Source organism: Phytobacter ursingii, assembly GCF_001022135.1.
GTDB classification, from domain to species: Bacteria; Pseudomonadota; Gammaproteobacteria; order Enterobacterales; family Enterobacteriaceae; genus Phytobacter; species Phytobacter ursingii.
Genome location: NZ_CP011602.1, coordinates 2,470,839 through 2,490,926, shown reverse-complemented (window position 1 = coordinate 2,490,926; position 20,088 = coordinate 2,470,839). Strand labels below are relative to the sequence as shown.

The following is a 20,088-nucleotide window of genomic DNA, read 5'->3' as shown; positions in this document are numbered from 1 at the left end:
AAGGAAAGTCGAATGACTACGACGAGTGCAATTAGCTGGTATGGAAAATTGCCCAGTGCCGGCGACTTCTTACAGCGACGTTTCCCGGACGCGCTCCAGCGTCAATGGTCCCATTGGTTTCAGGTGGGTCTGATGAACTGGCAAAAAGAGGAAGAGCGTGCGGCGGACAGGCAATTCGGCAATGCGCCGATATGGAATTTTGTCGTGCCGCCAATGTTAGGCGGTCAGCAGGTGCAAATGGGCTGTTTGTTACCCGGTCGCGATAGCGTCGGGCGGCAATATCCACTGTGCGCTCTGCTGGCCATAAACCCGCTGGAGTGGTCCGCACGGCAACTGGCGCAGTCGGGTGACTGGTATCAGCAATTGGGGCGAACCCTGCTGCATGCGATGCGTAACGGTTACTCCGCAGAGCAACTCGATCAGTCGCTGCTCTTGATTCCCACGCCGCAGCCTGTGGTGGAAGAAAGCCGCTCGGAAATCCTTGATGTTATTGGTTACGAAGGAGACGCGGCGCCAACGCTTGGCTGGCGTCAGGCCGCGGAATGTTTTGACCCGTTGCGCCAGACCAGTTTCTGGTGGACTAACCGTAGCGATGGCTATCCGCTTTACACCCACGTGCACAGCGGCAACTTCACCGGGCAGCTTTTTACCATGCTGTTCGATCCGGCAGGCGGCGCGCGACCGGGTCGTCATGGTCTTTATCCTCCGATGTTTGATTAAGCGAATCTGTGTATGACTCTTGAAACCTTACTTGAGCCCGTCAGCCCGACGCAGCCCTGTGGTGAAAACCTGGAGTATGACGCTGAATTTCAGGCGCTGGAACAGGCAAGCCAGGGCAAAGCGGAACAGCAATTTGGCGATACCATCATTCCCGCAGAGCCGGCAGACTGGACGCGCGTTGAAAAGCTCGCCACCGCCCTGCTGTCACGGACCAAAGATCTGCGCGTCATGCTGGCGCTGACCCATGCCTGGACGCGTCGCCGTGGTCTGGAAGGCTATGCAGACGGGCTTTCACTTATCGGTCAGGCGCTGGCCCTGTACTGGGATGAACTATGGCCTGCGTTGACAGAAAACGGCGAAGAAGATCCGTTTTATCGTATCAACGCACTGGCAGAGCTCAGTGATAAATCTACGCTCACCGCCACACTCCGCCAGTCCATTTTACTGCGTAGCAATGGCGATGAGCTGACCGTCCGCGACGCGCAGGCGCTACTGGACGGCAGCAAAACCGAGTGTCCAAATTTCCCCGGCGGGCGAGTAAGACTGGTTGATGAGCTGGCCCGCGCCGGAAAAGAGGCCACCAGCGTGATGATGCAAATCGAAGGGCGGCTGCATACTATCCGTAGCTGGCTGGTGGAACGTCTTGGGGAGAGTGGTGCGCCGGAAATGGAACAACTCATTAAGACCGCAACTTTGATTAACCGCGCGGGTCGCACAGGCGACGACGCGCAGCCCGACGAGACAGCGACCTCTTCACCCTCTCAGGCGTCGGCGACGACACCCGCCGCAGCGCCTGTTAATCATACAGACTGGCGGAGCGTGCAGCTTAACAGCCGCGCCGATGCGCAGCTCATGCTGGAAAAAGTGAAGCTCTATTTTGCCCAGCATGAGCCAAGCCATCCCGCTCCGCTGATGATTGACCGCGTACAGCGGCTGATCGAACTGGATTTTATGGCGATCGTTCGCGATCTGGCGCCAGATGGCGTACAGCAACTGGAAAATATATTTGGGCGTCACCCCTAACCTTTGACGACAGGGTGAAACAATCCCGATAGCGTCACCGCGCATCTTCGATGGAGAACATCATGGCAACGAGTAACAGTGGACAAAAATTTATCGCGCGTAACCGCGCGCCACGCGTTCAGATTGAATACGACGTGGAAGTGTACGGCGCGGAGCGCAAAATTCAGCTTCCGTTTGTGATGGGGGTGATGGCTGACCTGGTGGGTAAACCGGTTGAGAATCTGCCCTCTGTTGACGAACGCAAGTTCCTTGACATTGATATCGACAACTTCGATGAGCGAATGAAGGCACTGAAACCGCGCGTGGCCTTCCAGGTGGACAATACCCTGACCGGGGAAGGCAAATTGAATGTCGACTTGACCTTCGACAGCATGGAAGATTTCCTGCCGGATGCGGTGGCACGCAAAGTCGAGCCGCTGAATTCGCTGCTCGAAGCCCGTACCCAGCTTTCCAATCTACTGACGTATATGGACGGCAAAAACGGCGCGGAAGAGCTGATTGCTAAAATTCTCAAAGATCCGACGTTGCTGAAATCGCTGAGCCAGATGCCGGACAATCGCGATAGCACCAGCACCTCAGGTAAAGAGGAGTAAATCATGAGCAATGTAACCCAACAGCAAGCGCTGCAGCAGGGCGAAGCATTCAGCCAGGACGAGTTCAGCGCGCTGCTCAATAAAGAGTTTCGCCCGAAAACGGAACAGGCGCGCTCTGCGGTCGAGTCTGCGGTACAAACGCTGGCTCAGCAGGCGCTGGCCAATACCGTCACTTTCTCCTCGGACACGTACCGCACGATTCAGAATCTGATTGCCGGGATTGATGAAAAACTCTCTCAGCAGGTGAATGAGATTATTCATCACGAAGAGTTCCAGAAACTGGAAAGCGCATGGCGCGGACTGAGCTACCTGGTCAACAACACTGAAACCGACGAAATGCTGAAAATCCGCTTTATGAGCATTTCGAAACCGGAACTGGGGCGCGTTCTGAAACGCTACAAAGGTGTTGGCTGGGATCAGAGTCCTATCTTCAAAAAAATCTACGAAGAAGAGTACGGCCAGTTCGGTGGCGAACCGTTTGGCTGCCTGGTGGGAGATTACTACTTCGATCACAGCCCGCAGGATGTGGAACTGCTGGGTGAAATGGCACGCATCGGCGCGGCGGCGCACTGTCCGTTTATTACCGGCACCGCGCCGAGCGTCATGCAGATGGAATCCTGGCAGGAACTGGCGAACCCACGCGACCTGACCAAAATTTTCCAGAACACCGAGTACGCCGCCTGGCGTTCGCTGCGTGAATCGGAAGACTCCCGCTACCTGGGGCTGGTGATGCCACGCTTCCTGTCACGCCTGCCATACGGTATCCGTACTAACCCGGTTGATAGCTTCGATTTTGAAGAAGAGACCGATGGCGCTAACCACAGCAACTATTCGTGGGCGAACGCGGCTTATGCGATGGCGACGAACATCAACCGCTCTTTCAAAGAGTATGGCTGGTGTACCTCGATTCGCGGTGTCGAATCCGGCGGGGCGGTGGAAAACCTGCCATGCCACACTTTCCCTAGCGATGACGGCGGCGTGGACATGAAGTGCCCGACCGAAATCGCGATCAGTGACCGTCGCGAAGCCGAGCTGGCGAAGAATGGCTTTATGCCTCTGATTCACCGTAAAAACTCAGACTTCGCCGCGTTTATCGGCGCCCAGTCGCTGCAAAAACCGATGGAATATCATGACGCCGACGCGACCGCCAATGCGCGTCTGGCCTCGCGTTTGCCATACCTCTTCGCCTGCTGCCGTTTTGCGCATTACCTCAAGTGCATTGTGCGCGACAAAATTGGCTCATTCCGCGAGCGTGATGAAATGGAGCGCTGGCTGAACGACTGGGTGATGAACTATGTCGATGGCGACCCGGCAAACTCTTCTCAGGAGACCAAAGCGCGCAAACCGCTGGCCGCCGCCGAAGTACAGGTGCAGGAAATTGAAGATAACCCCGGTTACTACACCGCGAAATTCTTCCTGCGTCCGCATTATCAACTGGAAGGACTGACTGTGTCGCTGCGTCTGGTATCAAAACTGCCGTCGCTGAAAACCAAAGAGGCATAAGCGCAGGCACGCCGCAGGCTGTCAACACGCCTGCGGCATCGCGCTAATCCATAGGTAAGTTCACTATCTGGTTCACCTGTTGATTTTATTTTTGTAAATCCGCCGGACAATAAGACATAGCCCACTGACAACCAGGAGAAATATGACTTTCCCTGCTAATACGCCGGTAGAATAAGCATTGAGAGATTCATATTTAAGAACCAACCAAAGCGAGCTGAAGATATCGACAAGGGCATACACCCCAACAAGCAGTAAAATAATCATTGCAAACAACGCGAGGATTCTTTTCATTTTCAATCCTTGACCTTGATAAAGCGGGAAGTTAACGGATATTAACACGTCATTCGATGTGGTAAAAATCAGCGCTACAGTAAGCTGTGTTATTCGTCCCCCATGCTTTGCTGCTTGCCAGATAAATACTTTTTCGAAAGCAATAAATATCATCGAAAAATAGACAGTAGGCTTATTGAGATCTTTTTTAAGGGCGACGGTCATATTTCCCCCGGTAGCGCTGCGCTTACCGGGGCTATACAAGGAACAGGCTTCGGTGCTTTTTGCCGAATCGGGAACAGGGAGCTGGACATGAAAAAATTCTACATCGCACTCAGCCTGCTCTGTGGTTTCGCGACGGGGCTGGCAAATGCTGAGACCTACGAATACCCTCGGGCAGCGCCGCTACCTCAGGACGACACCGCGAATTTGCTGCGTGATAGCGATTTATTGACGGGCTTTGACGTCAATATGAGCAGTGAACGCTTTGCGAACGCCTGGTTCTCGAAAACGAACGAGCGGGAGCGGATCAAGGCTGAAATGTATTTACTTGGCGTGATGGATGCGACGGAAGGAAAAGTCTGGTGCAGCTATCGACGGCTACTTCCCTCATCGGCCCATGAAAATCTCTCTTCCCGTTTTGCGAATTTAACACCGCAGGAGCGTAAAACCCGGGCATCAGCCCTTATTGTTGCGTCGCTGGCAGCCATATTCCCATGCAAAAAGCAGATCAAAAAATAAGCGTATTATGCGCAAAGAAGATGCACCCTTAGTTTTATTTTTTAGACAATTCACAGCGTTAATCTTCGCGATCCTTGTTGTTCAGGGAACGCAAAGCATATCCGGCAGGGTCATGATGGCGGATATGAGGGAGAGGTAAAATATGGACGGTTTTAGCTGGCCCCATATTTACCCATTTGTTCTATACCATCAGTAATGACGGGTATATACACGCTTTTTCGAAAGCAATAATCATCATCAACGAAGAGTAAATATTATGGCTATTGATATGTTTCTGAAGGTCGATGGCGTTACGGGTGAGTCGAAAGATTCTAACCACACCGGCTGGACTGATATTACATCTTTTTCCTGGGGCGCTTCACAGCCAGGGAATATGAGCGTCGGCGGTGGCGGTGGTGCCGGTAAAGTTAATTTCAATGACCTGCATGTAAACGCATTAATTGACAAATCCACAACGGCAATACTGAAACACTGCGCCAGCGGCAAGCATTTGACCAAAGTTGAGCTTTCCGTCTGCAAAGCGGGCGGCCAGCAGGTTGAATATGCACGCATTACGCTGGAAGAGGTATTAGTGACCTCCGTGCAGTACACCGGTGCGGATAATGGCGACACCGTTGGCGTAACTTACGCATTCCAGGCTGCGAAAGTGAAACAGCAGTACTGGGAACAGTCTTCTTCTGGTGGTAAAGGCGCTGAAACCAGTGCCGGCTGGAATATCAAAGAAAACAAAGAAGCGTAAGATCTTTTGCAGCGATCCCGAAAGGGATCGCTGAAAGAGCTAAAGGGAGCGTATGGCAAATTACTTCATCTCCATAAAACGTCTCTGGTAGTCATTAGAAAGGGACGGGTCATGCTCAAGACATTCGTTATTATTACCACGGTATTTTTTGCTTCACTTTCCACAGCCGCAGAACAGACCCTGCATCAGGGTATTCTTCAGGCTTATTGGTTACCCATATGGAGCGATGATGGTCAGCGGAATACGCCAGAACTGAAATACCGTTATTTCGTGACTACGGATGGTGATACTGTTGAGAAAGTCATCAATCTTAATGTTGATAAAAAAGACGCTGAATCTGAGCCACTCACGCGTTACTTTTCCCATATTCCATCGGAATTTTTGACCTGGAAAGAGGGGCACATCGAGCGTGCTGGTGCTATCACGGTTGATAAACTTACGGGGGCGACAGAGTGCGATCATCGTTACTTTACTGGTGAGTTGACGCATTTCAAACCTGCGAATAAAAACGCTATTGATACCGATAAACTTGAAAAAAACGCAGGTTGTGAAGCCTTTCCATGGATGATGACCTATACCCTGAAATCTGGGATAGAGAATAAATATTTCAAGCAGCAACCTGATGCCGGGGCGAAAGATTTACAGCCTGCCACTCCCGGAACACCACTGGTAAAAATCAAAACAATCAACCCTATCTGGATTGAGGTTGCGGTACGTGATGAAGACAAACCCGGCCTGCTGGGCGAGGCGCGGGGATTTATTAAACTTAATGATCTACAACCCATTAATTAAGCCACTGATTCCTGGCTTCACTGGCATTTTTATTTTCCAGCACCAGCGTTATCAGAATTGACCCTTTTCGGAACGCTAATAACTCCAGCAGGAATACGCTATGCGATTCACAATAGTTACCAATAAACCCGGTCATCAACCTCCGCAAAGCCGCTGCGATTTTTATCCGCCGGGAGGCACCATTGGACGCGGAACGGACAATAACCTGGTGCTGCCGGACAACGAGCGCGCCATATCGCGCCTGCAGGCGATCGTACATATCGCCGGGAACGGTGAATGCCGCATTACTAACCGTGGCAACGTGACCCGAGTCGTGCTCAACGACATTCCGCTGGAGCGGGGCCGCCAGGTTGAATTGCAGGATGGCGATATCCTGGATATTGACGAATACCGCATTGAAGTCACCGACCTGATTCTGGACACCCAGCCGGTCAGCCGTATGGCGGCGAATGTGCAGGCAGGACTTACGCCAGATCCGACTCCGGTGGAGAAAAAAGAGAACGCCACCACCGCCGTGCCAACGGAGATCTGGGATAGCCTGATGCAGGAATTTTCCATTTCCGACAGCATCTCCAGTAACCGTGCGAAACCAGAGCCCCAGGCGCTCAATCCGTTTGCCGCGCCGAAAGAACCGGAGCGTAACCCGGAAGACCCGCTGGCCTTATTGAGTAAAAACGATGCCGCCGCTGCGCCGCGCTCGATCGACACGGACAAACTGTTTAACGACGAACCGCTGTTTAAAAATGACAGTATCTTCGCCGATGCCACGCCGTCAACGCTGGTGCCACCCGTAGAACCCACTGTCAAACAGGACGCCCCCGCGCCGGATGAACTGGATCCGTTAGCCCTGTTTGGCGGTAGCGGCGCGAGCACGCAGCAGGCACGTGATGACGACCCGCTGGGATTACTCAGTGGCGCCGTGCCGCTAAGCCATGCAGACGATGTTGCCCCGTCTGAGTCGAAGAAAACGGAACCGGCCTGGCAAGCGCCGATCCCGCCGCAGCCTGAACCGATAGTACCCCATGACGACATTGTGCCGCACTCCGCGCCAGAAGATGTACAGCCGTTGTTTGTTGCTCCGGAACCCGTGGTACCGGAAGCCAGCAGCGAGGTGCCGGAATATGTCGCCATCACGTTACCTACGCCGCAGACCGTACAGCGTGCCGCCGCGCAGACGCCGAAAGGGCGCTTGCGGATCGATCCGGTGCAGAGCGAAAGCGCGCAATCCGCAACGACCAGCAGCGGCGAGGGCAGCGGTGATGTGCTTAAAGGCGAACTACTGGATGCGCTGCTTGAGGGGATGGGGCTCAGTGATATGCAGCCCACGCCACAGTTTGACCGGGAAAACATGCGCCAGCTCGGACAGATGCTGAGCATGTTTTCGCAAGGGACAGTGGCGCTGTTGTCATCACGCTCAATCCTTAAACGTGGGGTCAAAGCGGACATGACGATGGTGCTCGACGACGCCAACAACCCGTTTAAATTGCTGCCTTCCGGCAAAACCGTGCTGATGCAGATGTTCGGTACTCGTATGCCTGGCTTTATGCCGCCGAAAAAATCGGTGCGCGATGCGCTGATCGACTTGCAGGCTCACCAGTTGGGGATGATCTCCGGCATTCGCGCCATTATTGCCGCCATGCTGCAATCCTTTAACCCGGAACTGCTGGAAGAGGACGCCAAACGCGACGGCGCGACGGCGCGCCTTGGCATGCTCTCTAATCGCAAAGCGGCGCTGTGGGACTATTTTGTGCGGTCTTACGCACAAACGGCCGGTGAAATCGATGACGACTTCCACACGCTCTTTGGCGAAGCTTTCCTGCACGCTTACGACATGGAAGTCAACCAGTACAAAGACTCACAAAGCGCATCGGAAGAACAACAATGAATATCAGCACCGCCTCAATGTCCCGACAGGGCGCGCGTGCGAGTAACCAGGATCAAACCGGTGAAAGCATTGGCGAACGCGCCGCATGTTTCGTGGTATGCGACGGTATTGCCGGGCTTCCCGGCGGCGATGTGGCGGCCGAGCTCGCCCGCAATGCCATCATTACCCGCTTCGATGGCGACCAGCATCTGAATGCGCAATACATTCGCGAGTATATCTACGAAGCCAACAACGCCATTCGCACCGAACAAAAAGCGGCTGAGCAATTTCAGCGTATGGGCACTACCATGGTAAGCCTGTTTATTGACCGCGATTACCATCTGGCCTACTGGGTGCATGCGGGAGACAGCCGACTTTACCTTTTTCGCCGCGGTTGGCTGTACCACGTTACGACCGATCATAGTCTGGTACAACAGATGAAGGACGCCGGACACCAGACCGATGGCATCAACAGCAACTTACTCTATTTCGCGTTGGGACTGGGTGACGATGAACGCGAAGCCAGCTACAGCGATGTGGTGCCGATTGAAGATGGCGATGTGTTTTTGCTCTGCACTGACGGTTTCTGGCACGGAGTGAGCGAAGAGCAGATGAAACAGTCCCTTCATATGGTGAACACCCCCCATGAATGGCTGACATTAATGAATCAGATACTGCTGCGTACCAACGTGGAAAGTCGTGATCAGCAGGACAATTACAGCGCTGTGGCAGTGTGGGTAGGTGCCCCGCAGGACACCACGCTTCTGCACTCGCTGGCGCAAGCGTCGCAGTTTTTCCCTCTTCGTGATTGATACAGGCTTACAAGGAATTTTATGAAACTTTGGCTTCCGGGGCTGGCGCTGTTCGCGGTCTGTTTTGGCGCTCAGGCTGAAAACTACCGTATCGTGCAGTCTCCTACACAAAAACTGGATATCTGGATCGACGACATCGCGGATAACTCGCCGAAAAGCTGGTGCGCACGAGAATTACCGCTGCGTATCGTGGCGAATGGCGATAAAAAAGTCACCGTGCTCGATAGCTTTATGCCGCGTCTGGGCGCGCTGCTCGAAAACCAGTGCGGCACCTTAACGCTGGTGCGCTGGAAATTAACCGATGCGCAAAACAACACGCTGGCCCAGGGGACCGCAAGCAAAGCGAAAGACTGGGCGCCTGTTGTGACACCGGCGGCTGCGACGACCACTACGCCGCCAGCGGCAAATAGCACCAGTGGATTACAACTGCCGGAAGGACGACCGGAAGATAACTCGCCTGTGGCGAACCGCACGCCGTGGCAGGAGTTTACTCTCCAGGATGGCTGTCATCTGCGTACCTTCTGGCAGGGCGACAGCAGCAGTCCGGCGCTGTTTATCCCGGCTAAAGACGACGGTAAATGTGAGAAGGGTGGCTGGCTAAATGGCCGCAGTGATGTAAGCCAAATCAGCAATGGCATTGAGCGTAAAACCACGATGACCTTTGTTCATGGTTTCCCGGTAAGCGGTCTGAGCGACAGTGCGGACGCCGACCGTTTATTGATAACCACCGTCAATAACGAGCGGATGGTCGCCAGCGAAGGCAGCCTCGGTCAAAGCTGGATGATCCTGCCTTATGTCCCTTCTCTGAGCGGCTGGCAGGCGAACGGTACTGTGGCGGTCGAAGTTTCGCGCGAACTGGTGAACGATCAGGCCCGGCTGCAGGCACGGCTTGATGAGGTCCGCAAAGTCTGGGCCCCGTGGTTCGCCCCGGGTACGACGCTCAATATTTTGCTGATTGACTCCCTGCGCCCGCAACTGCGCGACCCGGCGGTCGGCACCTATAAGGCTGTGCATTAATTCTCCCCCTCACCCTAACCCTCTCCCTCAAGGGAGAGGGGACCGCTCGGGCAACTCGCCGCGTAGCCCGGATAAGGCGTCTGCGCCGCCATCCGCGAGAATCCCCGGTGGCGCGATGCTTACCGGGGCTACGGTGCCGCCAGGTGAGAGGGAACCGATCGGGCGCTTTGCCGCGTAGCCCGGATAAGGCGTCTGCGCCGCCATCCGGGAGAATCCCCGGTGGCGCGATGCTTACCGGGGCTACGGTGCCGCCAGGGGAGAAAGAACCGAACGGTCGCTTTGCCGCGTAGCCCGGATAAGGCGTCTGCGCCGCCATCCGGGAGGGGCCCCGGTGGCGCGATGCTTACCGGGGCTACGGTGCCGCCAGGGGAGAGGGAACCAATCGGTCGCTTTGCCGCGTAGCCCGGATAAGGCGTCTGCGCCGCCATCCGGGAGAGTCCCCGGTGGCGCGATGCTTACCGGGGCTACGGTGCCGCCAGGGGAGAGAGAACCAATCGGGCGCTTTGCCGCGTAGCCCGGATAAGGCGTCTGCGCCGCCATCCGGGAGAATCCCCGGTGGCGCGATGCTTACCGGGGCTACGGTGCCGCCAGGGGAGAGAGAACCGATCGGGCGCTTTGCCGCGTAGCCCGGATAAGGCGTCTGCGCCGCCATCCGGGAGAATCCCCGGTGGCGCGATGCTTACCGGGGCTACGGTACGAGGGGGTGCGGTGAGAGGAAAACCCCCACCATTTCATTTGTCTTACACTGAGGAGCGGTGATGAACACACTAGAGCAACAACTCGCGGGAGAATCACTCCGGGAGAGTCTGGGGCAACTGGAAAACCGCATTCGCAAGCAGCCAGGCGATGCCGACCTGCGTGCGGCCTTTACGCAAATGCTTTGCCTTGAGGGCAACTGGCCGCGCGCGCTGGCGCAGCTCAAAAGCTGGCTGGCGCTGACGCCGCAGGCGCAACCGACCATTACATTGCTTGAGCAGACCATCAATGGCGAACGTCAGCGCGTGGAAGTGATGGCCGGACGGGCGCGTCCAACAATGCCGGACAAACACTGGCCATGGCTGGCGACAATGGTTGCCGCCCTCGATCTCTCCGCCACCGAAGCCTGCTCGCATCGCATTGGCGCGCTGGAACAGGCCGAAGCGATTCCCGGTGAGCTGACCTTACAGGATGGCACCACCCACAGCTTCGACTGGTTGATGGATGGCGACTGTCGCTTTGGCCCGGTCTGCGAAGCCATCGTCAACGGGCGCTATTTCTGGCTGCCATTCAGCGCGATTGAAGAGATGGAATTTCAGCCCCCGGCGAGCGTCATCGACCTGGTCTGGCGGCACACACGTATCCGCCTGCATGACGGCAGCGAGCAAGTTTGTCAGATCCCGGCGCGCTATCCGCTGGACAATCAGGTGGAAGACCGTTTCCTGCTGTCGCGCACGACCGAGTGGCAACCGCTGCCAGGCGAGGAGCCCCATTACATGGGACGCGGCCAAAAGGTATGGCTTAACGATACGGCGGAATACCCGCTGCTCGATTTAGTCAGTCTGCGTTTTGCACAAGGCGAAGTCCATGAGTAGTCAGCCCCAGGACGACCGCGATCTGTTGCGTAGCGGCTGGCGCGCCAGAACTGGCAAAGAATCGCCGGGGGCGCGCGACAAAATGCAGCCGTCATTGCTGGACCGCCTGACCGATGATGCGCCGGATAAAAAGCAGGAACCGGTCAACAGCAATCTGGTCTCGCACAATGCACTGCGTCGCCACGTCCTGCGTGACCTGCAGTGGTTGTTCAATACCATCAATAACGAGGCGCAAAACGATCTCTCAAGACTGAGTCACGTGCGCCGCTCGGTCGCCAATTTTGGCGTGGCGCCACTGGCCGGTCAGCGCATGTCCGACATTGAATGGCAGGATATCCAGCGCAAGCTCACCGACGCTATTTTGCATTTCGAACCACGAATTTTGCCGCAGGGGCTGATGGTGCGCTGCATCTCCGATACAAAGTCGCTGGATCTGCACAACGTCTTGTCGATTGAAATCAAAGGCCGCCTGTGGTGCGTGCCGTATCCGTTATCCTTTTTGTTTCGCACCGATGTCGACCTGGAAAATGGCCATTTCGAGTTAAAAGATGTGGGGTAAGCGTGGAGAGTAAATTACTCGAGTATTACAACCGCGAACTGGCCTGGCTGCGAGAAATGGGCCAGGAGTTTGCCGGCCGCTATCCGAAAGTGGCGGGGCGGTTGGGGATGCAGGGCATGGACGTCGCCGACCCGTATGTCGAGCGTCTGATGGAAGGGTTCGCCTTTTTGACCTCCCGCGTGCAGCTCAAGATGGACGCCGAGTTTCCCCGCTTTTCTCAGCGTCTGCTGGAGATGATCGCGCCAAACTACCTTGCGCCCACCCCGTCAATGGCCATTGCCGAACTACAGCCTGACCCGGCGAAAGGGGATTTAAGTAAAGGCTTTGTGGTGCCGCGCGGCACCATGATGGACAGCCAGACGCTCAAGAAAAATGGCGTCACCTGCAGTTACACCACCGCGCATGACGTGACACTCCTGCCGCTGAGCATTAGCGCGGTCGAACTGGGCGGCGTGCCAGCCGACCTGCCGCTGTTGCGTATCGGCCTCGGCCAGAGCGGCGCGGTGAGCGCGCTGCGGATCCGGCTGCGTTGTGACGGTCCGGTGAAGCTCTCACACCTTGATTTTGACCGCGTGGAGTTCTTTTTAAGCGGCCCGGATATGCAGGCACTGCAACTGCTGGAGCTGCTGATGGCGCATCAGGTCGGAGCGCTGGCGCTGATTCCCGGTACCTCAACTGCGCCGCTGGTTCTGCCGGAAGATGCTATACGCCAGGAAGGGTTCGAGTCCGATCAGGCGCTGTTGCCGGACGATTTGCGTAACTTTGACGGTTACCGTCTGCTACAGGAATATTTTGCTTTTCCGTCGCGCTTCCTCTTTTTCAGCCTGAAAGGGCTGCGTCCGCTGCTGGCGCAGAGCGGTGATGCCACCACCTTTGACATCATCATCCTGCTGGATAAAGCCGATGATCAGCTTGAGCGTGTGGTGGATAAAAACCATCTGGCGCTGCACTGCACCCCGGTGGTGAACCTGTTCGCCAAAGTGGCGGAACGACAAAAACTCAGCGACAGCCAGCACGAATACCATCTGGTGGTCGATAACATTCGTCCGATGGATTACGAAATTTACGCCGTCACCCGCATTCATGCCAGCGTCGATGGGCAGCGTGATGAACAAGAGTTCCGCCCGTTCTGGCGTAGCCAGAGCCAGGATAATGGCAACTACGGCGCTTACTTTTCACTGCGCCGCGAACAGCGTGGCCTGTCGGAACATGCCCAGCGCTACGGTACGCGTACCGGGTATATCGGCTCGGAAGTGTTTGCCTCGCTGGTGGATGAACAACACGCCCCCTGGCGCGACGACCTGCGTTACATCACCGCTGAGGTGCTGTGTACCAGCCGCGACCTGCCGTTAATGCTTCAGCAGGAGATGGGCAAATTTGTGCTGCCGGACTCACTGCCGGTTAAAAATCCATATTTGCGTAAAGGGCCAACGCCCCCGCGTCCGGCGCTGGCGGAAGGGTTCAGTACCTGGCAACTGGTCAGTCAGCTACAGATGAATTACCTGAGCCTGATGGACGGCGAAGAAGGGCAAGGGGCAGCGGCACTTCGGCAATTGCTGGGCCTCTATACCCGGCTGGCGGAAGCCCCGGTGGCCAGACAAATTGACGGTGTCCGCCAGTGCGTATTGCGGCCGGTACACCGCCGGGTACCGGAACCGGGGCCGATTGTTTTCGCCCGTGGTGTGAGTATCTCGTTGACGGTAGATGAACAAGCCTTTTCCGGTTTTAGTCCGTGGCTGTTCGGCAGCGTGCTGGAACGCGTGTTCGCACGGCTGGTGGCGATCAACAGCTTTACCGAATTCACACTCAACAGTCAGCAGCGCGGCGAAGTGGGCTACTGGCCTCCGCGCATGGGCAAAAGGGCGCTGATATGAGTGAAACGCTGGCTCGTTTGGCTCCCGTGAAGCGGGCAACCGCCATGCCGCCGTCATTCTGGCAGAACGTGATGGCGGCACCCTGGCGCTACGATCTGTTTACCCTGTTACGCCGTGTTGACGCCCAGGGTGGCGAGCGTTATCCGCTCGGTCGCGCGCCGCTGCCGCGCTTTGAACCTCTGCGTATTGGTCAGAAACCGTCGCTCGGGTTTGCCCCTTCAACACTGGCAGAGGTGCGTCAACGCGACCAGTCATCTCTGTATGATGTGTCGATTTTAAGTTTTGGTCTGTTCGGGCCGAACGGGCCGCTGCCGCTGCATCTGACAGAGTATGCGCGCGAGCGGCTGGATCACCATCAGGATGAGAGTCTGACGGCGTTTGCTGACCTGTTTCATCACCGCCTGACGCTCTTGTTTTACCGTGCCTGGGCGGATGCGCAGCCAACGGTTTCACTCGATCGCGCGGACAACAAACGTTTCGAACGGTATATCGCTTCGCTTATCGGCATGGGTCAGCCGGGGCAACTGGAAAAAGGCTCGCTGAGTCCGCATGCCCGTTTCGCCCTGGCCGGACATTTAACGCGTAACGGTCGCGACCCGGAAGGGCTGGAAAAAATCCTGCGCGCCTACTTCAATGTGCCCGTGAAAGTCGTGACCAACGTTCCACAATGGATGCCTCTGGGTGAGCGAGAAAGGGCGCGGCTACAGGGCGGGCGGCGTGCGCCGCGCCTGGGTGAATCGGCCTTTCTGGGCGCGGCGGTACGCGATGTCGCGCATAACTTTCGTATTGAACTGGGGCCGCTGGATGCCGAAACCTATCGTCATTTTCTGCCCGGCGAGGACTGGGTAACCCGGCTTCGCGACTGGGTTCGTCAGTATCTCGGCATTGAGTATCAATGGTCACTGCGCGTGTTGTTACAGCGTCAGGATGTGACCGGTGCGGCGTTGGGCGGCTCAGGGCGCCTGGGCTACAGCGCCTGGCTGGGTATGCAGCCGCAGCCGCTTGCACGCGGTGATTTGGTTTTCAGTCCGGAGCGGTGATCCCTCACTGTCTCCCAGGCGTTATCTCTTACATTCACGGAATCGATCATGTCAGAAATTAGCCGTGCCGTGCTCTTCGGCAAACTGGATACGCTGTTATTTTCCTCGCTGGAAAGCGCCACCGCCTTTTGCAAGCTGCGCGGTAATCCGTATGTGGAACTGGTTCACTGGTTGCATGCGTTAATGCAACAAGACCAGGGGGATCTCCAGCAGGTGATTCGTCATTTTTCATTGAGCGAGGAAGCCTTAACGAAGGATATCGTCCACGCGCTGGATAGTCTGCCGCGCGGTGCAAGTTCCGTCTCCGATCTGTCTGAGCATATTGATAACGCGGTCGAACGCGCCTGGGTCTACGGTTCGCTGAAATTTGGCGTCAACCGTATTCGCGGCGGCCACTTGCTGATTGGCTTATTAAAAACCTGGAGCCTGGCAACGGTATTAAAAGGTATCTCCTCGCAGTTTGAACGGGTGCGTGTTGATGCGCTGCTCGATGATTTTGATGCCATTTTTGCCGACAGCAAAGAAGCCTCGCAGTCTGTCGCTGTGCCGGAAAATGCAGCCGCCGCGCCAGCACGTCAGGGAAGTCTGGCGCAGTATGGGCAGGACCTCACCGCACGGGCGCGTGACGGCAAAATCGATCCGGTGGTCGGGCGTGATGAGGAGATCCGCCAGATGGTGGATATCCTGATGCGCCGCCGTCAGAACAACCCGCTGCTTACTGGCGAAGCCGGGGTCGGTAAAACCGCGGTGGTTGAAGGGCTGGCGCTACGCATTGCCGCAGGCGACGTGCCGGAACCGCTGCGTGATGTGCAGTTGTGGTTGCTCGACATCGGCATGTTGCAGGCTGGCGCGAGCATGAAAGGGGAATTTGAGGCCCGTTTGCAGGCGCTGATCAACGAAGTGCAGTCCAGCCCCGTGCCGATCATGCTGTTTATTGATGAGATCCACACCCTGATTGGCGCGGGGGGGCAGCAAGGAACGGGCGATGCCGCTAACCTGCTCAAACCTGCGCTGGCGCGTGGCCAGTTGCGCACCATCGGCGCGACGACCTGGGCTGAATATAAAAAATACATCGAAAAAGACCCGGCGCTGACCCGTCGCTTCCAGACAGTGCAAGTAGCTGAGCCGGATGAAGAAAAAGCGGTACTGATGCTACGTAGTACCGTCTCGGCGCTGGAAACACACCATCGGGTGCTGTTGTTAGATGAAGCCGTGGTCGCGGCGGTGAAGTTATCCCATCGTTATATCCCGGCACGCCAGTTGCCCGATAAAGCCGTGGCGCTGCTCGATACCGCCTGTGCGCGTGTTGCGGTAAGCCTTAGTGCGCCGCCACCGCAACTGGAAGATTGTCTGCACCGCATTGCCGGGCTGGATGTCGAGATAGAGATCGCCGGGCGTGAGGCGCGCATGGCGGCCGGTGATGAAAGCCGCGTGGCAACGCTACAGGCCGAACGCCAGCGTCTTGGCGACGTGCGCGATGCCCTGACCCAGCGCTGGCAGCAGGAGCAGGAGCATGTGGATGAGATTATCCGCCTGCGTCGCGCGCTCAGCCAGGCGGCGGAGGAGGAACATCCGGCGCTGCGTAATGAACTGGAACAGCAACAACAGGCGCTGCGTGAGGTTCAGGGCGATGCGCCGCTGCTGTTTGCCGCCGTCGATGCCAATATTGTTGCCGCGGTGGTCTCTGACTGGACCGGGATCCCGCTGGGTCGGATGGTGAAAAATGAAATCGACGCGGTGCTTAAACTGGCGGATACCCTCAATGAGCGGGTCATTGGTCAGCGCCACGGTCTGGAGGCCATTGCCCGCCGGGTGCGTACCTCCCGTGCCCGGCTGGATGATCCGAATAAACCGGTTGGTGTATTTATGTTGTGTGGCCCCTCAGGTGTCGGGAAAACCGAAACCGCACTGGCGCTGGCGGAGTCGCTCTACGGGGGGGAACAGAATGTGATCACCATTAATATGAGTGAATTCCAGGAGGCGCATACCGTCTCCACCCTGAAAGGCGCACCTCCGGGCTACGTGGGGTACGGTGAAGGGGGCGTGCTAACCGAGGCCGTGCGCCGTCGTCCGTATAGCGTGGTGCTGCTCGATGAAATCGAAAAAGCGCACCCGGATGTCCATGAAATCTTCTTCCAGGTATTTGATAAAGGCTGGATGGAAGATGGCGAAGGGCGACATATCGATTTCCGTAACACCATCATTATTCTGACGTCGAATGTGGGGACCGATCTTATCAGCGGTATGTGCGCCGACCCGGAACTGTTGCCGGATCCCGACGCGCTACGTGATGCGTTGCGTCCCCCATTACTTAAGGTTTTCCCCCCTGCGCTGTTAGGCCGCCTGTTGGTGGTACCGTACTACCCCTTAAGCGAAGCGATGCTCGCGTTGATAGTGCGTCTGCAAATCAAACGCATCCAGCGTCGTCTTGAGGAGAACCACGGTATTGTTTCTGAGGTGGATGAAAGCGTCATCACGCAAATCGTCCAGCGCTGTACGGAGGTTGAATCGGGCGGCCGAATGGTCGATGCGATCCTGACCAACACGTTGTTGCCCCAAATGAGTCAGCTTTTGCTCGACGCCAGCGCGCGCGACGAGAAATACCGACGTTTACACGTCACCTTTGCACAGGGCGAGTTTCACTGTCAGTTTGCGGCGTAATGCCATTATCAAGAGAGTTTTCCATTATGACGGATCACGAAAACAACCGGACTGTACCGAACGCACTGCCGACGGGATACCGCTTTAATGAGTTCGAAATCAAAGAGGTGATTGGCGGTGGCGGTTTCGGCATTGTCTACCGTGCCTGGGATCATCAACTCGAACGCACTATAGCCATTAAAGAGTTCATGCCCTCAACGCTTGCGGTACGCAATGACGACATGACGCTGGTGTTGCGTAGCGAGCGCTTTGGTAAGGCCTTTTCCGCCGGACTGAACAGCTTTATCCAGGAAGCGCGTCTGCTGGCGCGTTTTAATCACCCAAACCTGCTGCACGTGTTGCGTTTCTGGGTGCAAAACGACACCGCCTACATGGGGACGGTTTTTTACAGCGGTACCACGCTGTCCCGTTTGCGCGAAAAGAACCCGCAGATGATCAACGAAGCCTGGATCCGTCGTACGTTACCGATGCTGCTCGGGGCGATCAAAACCATCCACGACGAAGGGTATCTGCACCGCGATATCTCGCTGGATAACATTCAGATTCAGGATAACGGTCTGCCGGTTCTGCTGGATTTCGGCTCTGCCCGCCGCAGTATTGGCTCGGTATCCGACGAAACCGAAACCATGCTGCGCCCAGGCTATGCGCCGATTGAACAATACACTGACGATAACGAAAGTGAGCAGGGGCCGTGGACAGATATCTACGCCCTTGGCGCCGTGCTCCATACGCTGATCGTGGGTTCACCGCCGCCCGTGAGCGTGGTGCGTAGCATTCAGGATGGCTATCAGCCGCTGGCGCATCGCCATCTGCCCGGCTACTCCCCGTCATTGTTGCAGGCGGTGGACAAGGCGCTGGCGCTGAAAATGGAAGACCGCCCGCAGACTATCGATGAGTTTGCAGCGCTGCTCGAAATGCCGGTCGCCGGACTTGATGACGTGCTGAGCGTGAAAAAGCCAGGAACCATGCTGGTTCCCATTGAGGAAGTGGAAGAGAAACCGGGCGTGCTTGACTGGCGGCGTTACAAAGTGCCAGGGCTGGTGGCCGCCGGGGTGCTGGTTGGCCTGATCGCCGGCGGCGTACTGTTCCATCAGAGCGATGCGCCGCAGGAGAATGCGGATCAGAGTACCAGCGCCGGGGTTGCCAATAACTCTGTCGCGCCAGCCACGCCAGCCACGCCAGCCGCCCCGCCTGCGCAAAACACGGCGCCGGCTTCGACGCCGCCGGCGGCAACGCCCGCCACAACAGCCCCTGCACGCGATACGGCGTCGGCTGCTCCGGCGCAAACCGCACCTGTCGCGGCAGATAAACCCGCCGCAACCACGCCGCCTGCGGCGATTGCACAGGTCTATGTGCGCATGAATGAGGGGGAAAAACTGACTCTTAACGGGGAATCGCAGTCGATAACGCCGGCCAGCAATGGTTTTGCGACCCTGAAATTGCAGCCGGGCCAGTATGCGCTGGTGTTGCAGGGTAACGGTCAGACCCGTCATCAGACGTTAAATATCACCAGTGCAGGTACCTGGCTGGTAAATCCGCAACCGTAAGTTCTTCTCTGCCGGTACGCAAGAGCGCACCGGCAGACCATCGGTTGCATAAAAATAAATGTGGCAATGCCCTATACAGCCAAAGACCGAACTATGAATGCATTTACACACACTGTTGATGGTGGCAATGAATTTACGTTTGTCGTGTCTCGCGCCAGTGCAAATGCCGACGATAAAGTACATGCTGTCGCCGCCAGAACGCTTCGCGAACTAAAAGATACGCTTACGGATTTTTATCTTGAATCGACGCAAATGTTGACGGTTGACGGCTACCCGGCCGTTGAGCTTTTCTATCAATTTAAAAATGATAATCGCGTTATCTTCCAGCGCCAGACCCTTATTTTACTGGACGCAGCACCTGCCGGAAAAAAACTGGTGAGCTATGTGGCGACCTGTCCGGGGGAATTTAACGAACGTCATCAGCAGCAATATCAGGAAATTATTCAGAGTATTAAGTTTCATCGTGGGAAGTAGTACCTGGAACGCAACGTGGCCGCATAATGAACATTACCGGAACGAGTTCCTATATAATTCTGGATATGGATGGCAGGAAAATTAAAGCGCAAGGGGAGAGGGTTATCGGCGGTTTTTACGCCGAGATAAAAAGCATGCAGCAGTTTGAACCGCCGCATGAAAAAACACCGCTCACTGATGAAATAAAACGGCAATATATGGATGAGGCGATTAAAAAAACGGCAGGCTCACAAATGGTGATCCATTTCGTTTAATTGCCATTGTGCTATGCTGTCATATTCGCCAGGA

The 20,088-nt window shown here is 56.2% G+C and carries 21 protein-coding genes; 19 read left to right on the top strand and 2 right to left on the bottom strand.

What is annotated here, in order from left to right:
• The first annotated feature begins 12 nt into the window (after window positions 1–12).
• From tagF to tssC, 4 genes are all read left to right on the top strand, one after another.
• Window positions 13–720 carry a type VI secretion system-associated protein TagF gene (tagF, locus tag AB182_RS15190; RefSeq protein ID WP_047370831.1) on the top strand — a complete coding sequence of 236 codons (708 nt, stop codon included), beginning with the start codon at window positions 13–15 and terminating at the stop codon, window positions 718–720.
• Between the two features lie 12 nt (window positions 721–732).
• Entirely contained in the window at window positions 733–1,743 is a 1,011-nt protein-coding gene (gene tssA / locus AB182_RS15185) for a type VI secretion system protein TssA (RefSeq protein WP_047370830.1), read from the top strand.
• A gap of 62 nt (window positions 1,744–1,805) precedes the next feature.
• Window positions 1,806–2,336, top strand: a complete 531-nt coding sequence (gene tssB / locus AB182_RS15180; protein ID WP_047370829.1) for a type VI secretion system contractile sheath small subunit — start codon at window positions 1,806–1,808, stop codon at window positions 2,334–2,336.
• A gap of 3 nt (window positions 2,337–2,339) precedes the next feature.
• Window positions 2,340–3,839 carry a type VI secretion system contractile sheath large subunit gene (tssC, locus tag AB182_RS15175; protein WP_047370828.1) on the top strand — a complete coding sequence of 500 codons (1,500 nt, stop codon included), beginning with the start codon at window positions 2,340–2,342 and terminating at the stop codon, window positions 3,837–3,839.
• Window positions 3,840–3,911: 72 nt separating this feature from the next.
• On the opposite strand, the gene AB182_RS15170 is transcribed toward tssC, so the two are convergent.
• Window positions 3,912–4,334, bottom strand: coding sequence for a hypothetical protein (locus AB182_RS15170; protein WP_047370827.1), 423 nt, complete (start codon window positions 4,332–4,334; stop codon window positions 3,912–3,914).
• Window positions 4,335–4,421: 87 nt separating this feature from the next.
• On the opposite strand from AB182_RS15170, the gene AB182_RS32780 reads away from it, so the two are divergent.
• The 7 genes from AB182_RS32780 (at window position 4,422) to AB182_RS32655 (ending at window position 10,364) form a co-directional block, all read left to right on the top strand.
• Window positions 4,422–4,850 carry a Rap1a/Tai family immunity protein gene (locus tag AB182_RS32780; RefSeq protein ID WP_047370826.1) on the top strand — a complete coding sequence of 143 codons (429 nt, stop codon included), beginning with the start codon at window positions 4,422–4,424 and terminating at the stop codon, window positions 4,848–4,850.
• 256 nt (window positions 4,851–5,106) lie between these two features.
• Complete coding sequence (locus AB182_RS15160; RefSeq protein ID WP_039079483.1) at window positions 5,107–5,589, top strand: Hcp family type VI secretion system effector; 483 nt, start codon at window positions 5,107–5,109, stop codon at window positions 5,587–5,589.
• 111 nt (window positions 5,590–5,700) lie between these two features.
• A complete protein-coding gene (locus AB182_RS15155; protein WP_047370825.1) occupies window positions 5,701–6,381 on the top strand; it encodes a hypothetical protein in 681 nt (226 codons plus the stop codon).
• 100 nt (window positions 6,382–6,481) lie between these two features.
• Window positions 6,482–8,266 carry a type VI secretion system-associated FHA domain protein TagH gene (gene tagH, locus AB182_RS15150; protein ID WP_047370824.1) on the top strand — a complete coding sequence of 595 codons (1,785 nt, stop codon included), beginning with the start codon at window positions 6,482–6,484 and terminating at the stop codon, window positions 8,264–8,266.
• Complete coding sequence (locus tag AB182_RS15145; RefSeq protein ID WP_047370823.1) at window positions 8,263–9,057, top strand: PP2C family protein-serine/threonine phosphatase; 795 nt, start codon at window positions 8,263–8,265, stop codon at window positions 9,055–9,057. Before tagH ends, AB182_RS15145 begins: the two co-directional genes overlap by 4 nt.
• A gap of 21 nt (window positions 9,058–9,078) precedes the next feature.
• Window positions 9,079–10,074, top strand: coding sequence for a hypothetical protein (locus AB182_RS15140; RefSeq protein ID WP_047370822.1), 996 nt, complete (start codon window positions 9,079–9,081; stop codon window positions 10,072–10,074).
• Between the two features lie 143 nt (window positions 10,075–10,217).
• Window positions 10,218–10,364, top strand: a complete 147-nt coding sequence (locus tag AB182_RS32655) for a hypothetical protein (protein ID WP_167337886.1) — start codon at window positions 10,218–10,220, stop codon at window positions 10,362–10,364.
• Between the two features lie 62 nt (window positions 10,365–10,426).
• Here AB182_RS32655 and AB182_RS32335 read toward each other — a convergent pair whose 3' ends face one another.
• Entirely contained in the window at window positions 10,427–10,726 is a 300-nt protein-coding gene (locus AB182_RS32335; RefSeq protein ID WP_139153706.1) for a hypothetical protein, read from the bottom strand.
• Between the two features lie 106 nt (window positions 10,727–10,832).
• Between AB182_RS32335 and AB182_RS15135 the strand changes: the two genes are divergently transcribed.
• The 8 genes from AB182_RS15135 (at window position 10,833) to AB182_RS15100 (ending at window position 20,054) form a co-directional block, all read left to right on the top strand.
• A complete protein-coding gene (locus AB182_RS15135) occupies window positions 10,833–11,645 on the top strand; it encodes a type VI secretion system accessory protein TagJ (RefSeq protein WP_047370821.1) in 813 nt (270 codons plus the stop codon).
• Window positions 11,638–12,204 carry a type VI secretion system baseplate subunit TssE gene (gene tssE / locus AB182_RS15130; RefSeq protein ID WP_047370820.1) on the top strand — a complete coding sequence of 189 codons (567 nt, stop codon included), beginning with the start codon at window positions 11,638–11,640 and terminating at the stop codon, window positions 12,202–12,204. Before AB182_RS15135 ends, tssE begins: the two co-directional genes overlap by 8 nt.
• Before the next feature lie 2 nt (window positions 12,205–12,206).
• Window positions 12,207–14,078, top strand: coding sequence for a type VI secretion system baseplate subunit TssF (gene tssF / locus AB182_RS15125; RefSeq protein WP_047370819.1), 1,872 nt, complete (start codon window positions 12,207–12,209; stop codon window positions 14,076–14,078).
• The gene (gene tssG / locus AB182_RS15120) at window positions 14,075–15,118 is read left to right on the top strand and encodes a type VI secretion system baseplate subunit TssG (RefSeq protein WP_047370818.1); all 1,044 of its coding nucleotides are present in this window, start codon (window positions 14,075–14,077) and stop codon (window positions 15,116–15,118) included. Before tssF ends, tssG begins: the two co-directional genes overlap by 4 nt.
• A gap of 48 nt (window positions 15,119–15,166) precedes the next feature.
• Complete coding sequence (tssH, locus tag AB182_RS15115) at window positions 15,167–17,779, top strand: type VI secretion system ATPase TssH (RefSeq protein WP_047370817.1); 2,613 nt, start codon at window positions 15,167–15,169, stop codon at window positions 17,777–17,779.
• A gap of 26 nt (window positions 17,780–17,805) precedes the next feature.
• The gene (locus AB182_RS15110) at window positions 17,806–19,326 is read left to right on the top strand and encodes a serine/threonine protein kinase (RefSeq protein WP_047370816.1); all 1,521 of its coding nucleotides are present in this window, start codon (window positions 17,806–17,808) and stop codon (window positions 19,324–19,326) included.
• 93 nt (window positions 19,327–19,419) lie between these two features.
• Window positions 19,420–19,800: a DcrB-related protein gene (locus tag AB182_RS15105; protein WP_047370815.1), complete on the top strand. Its 381-nt coding sequence runs from the start codon at window positions 19,420–19,422 to the stop codon at window positions 19,798–19,800.
• A 26-nt stretch (window positions 19,801–19,826) separates the two neighbouring features.
• Window positions 19,827–20,054: an Imm74 family immunity protein gene (locus tag AB182_RS15100; RefSeq protein WP_047370814.1), complete on the top strand. Its 228-nt coding sequence runs from the start codon at window positions 19,827–19,829 to the stop codon at window positions 20,052–20,054.
• Window positions 20,055–20,088: the final 34 nt, after the last annotated feature.